Source organism: Glutamicibacter sp. BW78 (genome assembly GCF_002332245.1).
GTDB lineage: Bacteria > Actinomycetota > Actinomycetes > Actinomycetales > Micrococcaceae > Arthrobacter_H > Arthrobacter_H rhombi_A.
Map to the genome: position 1 here is coordinate 1 of NZ_NRGU01000043.1, position 3,706 is coordinate 3,706.

The following is a 3,706-nucleotide window of genomic DNA, read 5'->3' on the forward strand; positions in this document are numbered from 1 at the left end:
CGTTTCTTTTATTAATCCCACTCCCAAGCCTGCTGTTTCACCTGTCCGTAAAAACGACATGAACGCCCACTTAACCTCACAGGGGGGCGGGTCTCTCGGTGGTCATGGGCTGGTTCGTGAATCCAGAATGCTCCTGGATCTCTTTGATGCCCGGATAGAAAAGGTACGTGAATCGATCTATCTAAAGTTCATCCTCCGGGCCCTGCTGGTCTTTGCTCAGATGACAGGTAGTCAGGAGGTGGCCGTGGGCTGTCGGGCCATTGCTGTGGCTACAGGTCTTCATCACGCGACGGTGGCTAGGCATCTAAGGCGGTTGGTGGCAATTGATGGAAGCCCCGTGCGGTTAGTCGCTCGAGGGCGTGGCCTTGATGCGGATCGGTACGTTGTTGAGCTTTCCGCAGCAGACAAGGACGTGGCGATGCGTCGGGGACTGGCCAAGGGGAAGATTCATGCGGTTCGTCCGGTGTTCCGCGCCTTGGGGCCTGTAGCTGCCCTCGTGTACGAAGCGATCGAACGTCGGGGCAGGGCCCAGGTGAGTGTGATTGTTCAGGCCACCGGGATGTCCCGTAGCGCCGTATATGCGTCGGTCCGTGAAATGGCCGAATTGGGTATGTTGCGCGCTGATCAGCATGGTTGGAAATTGGAATACGCGACGGATCTAGTGCAGCTGGCTGACCAGTTGGGTGTGCTGGAAGACGTCGAGCGCCAGATCAACCTCTACCGTCATCAGCGTCGGCTTTGGGCTACCTATCTTGCATCGATCCCGGGCAATGACGGCTACATGGATCCCCTGGCCGAACACGAGCTCCTAGATGCGGAGAAGGAGCTGTTCGATGCCGCTGAAGCGCTGTCGGGTGAGCTGTTCGATTCAGTGATGTCCGCAGAACGGTTCAAACCTGAATTAGAGGAGTATTGGATGCCCCCGCCGGAGTCGGCTTACTGGGGGCGTACCGCGGCAGCCTGAGCCAGGATCGTCTGCTTGAAGAGGACATGAGGACCTACACGATCAATGCGTGGATGGTCCATATCAAGGCATAGGCGAAGTAGAGGCCGAAAATTGTGCCGGCCAGTATTTCTCCAAGTTTGTCCTCTCCGGTCTTCCCCAAGATCGGAACTGCCACCGAGTCGTGCCTGATCGGCCAAAAGATCTTCACTCCCCCGACGGTGAGAAAGTCGCCAAGAATGTGAACAGCTACTCCGACTCCCACGCTCATGGGCACCCACCATGGGTTCGTGGGCGAGAACCAGGCGATGAACCCGGCACAGGCCAGCGCGATGCCCCAGACAGTGAAGTAGCTAGAGGATGGGATCGCTTTCAGAGCTCCGACTGCCAGGGATACGAGGAAGAGTCCCACGATTCCCGCCCCGGTGTTCACGGTATGTCCCTGGCTGGTGGTGTGGGTCAGGAGGCCGGCGGCCCAGGCGATTGCGGTGAAGAACATGATGCCCAGAAGTGAGTGGGTTCCGGCTCGGTGACCGCCGGCTACCTTTTCGAGCACTCTGGCAATGATGTTGCTCAGCGGCGGCAGCGACCACGTGATTGTCGCTTTGCGATGGTCCCAGTCCGGAAGGAGCGCGGCCCCAGCCGTGGTGAACATACCGATCAGGACCAGCTTCGGGTCGGTCGTGATGATGCCCAGGGCCCCAGGGGCTGTCGCAGTCACGGCGAACCAACTTCCTGCACCCATGGCCGCGTGGTTCGCCCCCATCATGAGCGGGACCTCCAGCGTCGAACCCCTGAGACCGCGATGACCATCAGAAACAGAACCACTAGGGCCAAAAGGGCCAGCCTGGGCAAGTCGAGGCCGGAGTCCCACCCCGGGATCACCACCGCGGCTTCATGGGCTGGTACTAGGACACCGTGGTCGAGCATCCAAACCCTGACCGGGTCGAGAAAGGCCACCAGGGGGATCCATCCGAATGCAAGGACGCCAGCTGCCAAAAAGGTGATAAAGGTACTGTCATCATCTAAATCACGATCGGCCATTATGTTTCCTCCACGTTCGGTTTGCGGACGGTGATTACTGCGTTGACGTCCAGCCCAATGGACTCGGGGTCGCCGGTTTCGGGATCCCGGAAGTCGACCATGACTCCGGTATCAGAAACCTCGACGGATTCAACGATTCCCCACAGCTCCAAGGAATCATCCACCTCGGCTAGGTCGCCCTCGCAGAGATCGGCGGCGCTGATCGGCAGCTGATCGGCATGGAAGCCATCTCCTTCAAACTCCGGACCCATTTCGTCTGGAACTCCGTAGTCGTCTGTTTCCTCGGGGGCATACCCGATGGTTGGAACGGAGTCCTCTTCCGGAGAGGCTGCCTCGGCCGGGGTGGTGTAAGTCGCCCAGATGGGAGAGGGCCCGTCGAGGATCCTGGCATCCAGGAAGTCGTCGTAGGTTCGTTTGACCTCGTTGCCGTCCAGGTCAGTGTCGACGGGGTCCAGATCCTCGATGTGTTTGATTGGCCATCGTGTCCGGACCGGGCGGACTGCCTCGGTTTTTTCCTCCGAGTAGCCGGGGCTTCCCGGGTCGGGGTTCGGCACGAGGTGGAATTGGGTTTCCATCACCGGGCCGGCCAGAGTCGTGCTGTACCCCCGCCCCGGCTTGCCGCGGGGAACGCTTGTGCCGATTCCGGCGTTCTCCCACATCATCATCGCGCCCTGCGGGGACATACGACCCAGGGCGGCACGAGCCCCGAAATTGTCCCGCATCTCGCCGTCAAGGAACTCGACGTCGGGACGCTGCAGGCCCATGACCAGATGGATCTTGGCCGTTCGGCCCAACCGGACCATATCCGCCAGCAGCTCCTGAACAGGCGCCTTGGCTGGGGCCCCCTTGGGCCGGACCGATAGCCACCAGCGATCGATGCGCTTGCGCAAAGTGGCCACTTCGTCGAGCACCAGCATCAGGGGTTCCAGATCCGATACCCGCACCTGTCCGGACTCGATCAGCGAGTAACGTTCTTCCATTAACTTGTGCGCCCCAACGATCATCCGCACCTGGTGCTCTACCTTGGCACCAATCAGTTCGACGTTGGGCCAGTTCCTGAAGCCGATGAATTCGATCCGTTTGCCATCAACGACGTGGATCCTCCATCCGGCTTGAGCAGCAGCCTGAACTACCCGGTGCAACAGGACCGTCTTGCCTGAACCGGTGGGACCAACCACGAGCATGTGTGCTTGTTCGCGAGGATGCCAGAACACGTCCTGGTCGTTCTCCGTCTTGCCATAGACGACCCTCCAATTTGCGTACTGTTCATGCGTCGTGATCTCCGGGAGGTGTTCCTCGGGCGGTATCACCAGATCCGGCAATGGTTCCTTGCGCTTGAATGTCACCACGTCCCCCACGAGATCCCAATGCGACTGCCAGGAACCCGGGACGCGAGTGTTCAGAACCCGTTCGACCCGTAGCCTGCGGGCACCGAAGGACATGTTCGTTCCGTGATTGTGCCTGATGACGATTTCCTTTGGGTCTTCCTCGGAACCCGTGATGCCGACGTCGGCATTCTCGCCTAAGAGCTCCTTGGCAATCGTCGTGACCCGTTCCGCGGATTCGTCCGCCGCCGCCCCGGACTCTTTCGACGGGGCCAGGGAAAGAAGAATCACTCCGGGCTTCTTGCCTTGGCTCAACGCCGGTTTCATCATCGGGAAGACCTGGCGAACCACCGCATTGAACTCCGCCTTCCACTTCACAGCCGAGGTATCGATC

Annotated in this window: 2 protein-coding genes and 1 pseudogene; 1 reads left to right on the forward strand and 2 read right to left on the reverse strand. The window is 59.9% G+C overall.

The window, feature by feature from the left end; genetic code table 11:
* Positions 1–964: pseudogene (locus CIK75_RS16270) on the forward strand (hypothetical protein); the annotation flags it as partial.
* Positions 965–998: 34 nt separating this feature from the next.
* On the opposite strand, the gene CIK75_RS15930 reads toward CIK75_RS16270, so the two are convergent.
* The gene (locus CIK75_RS15930) at positions 999–1,712 is read right to left on the reverse strand and encodes a metal-dependent hydrolase (RefSeq protein WP_096224588.1); all 714 of its coding nucleotides are present in this window, start codon (positions 1,710–1,712) and stop codon (positions 999–1,001) included.
* Positions 1,713–1,986: 274 nt separating this feature from the next.
* Positions 1,987–3,706 (reverse strand): FtsK/SpoIIIE domain-containing protein (locus CIK75_RS15940; protein ID WP_206745481.1); only part of this gene is annotated, 1,720 nt, incomplete at its 5' end.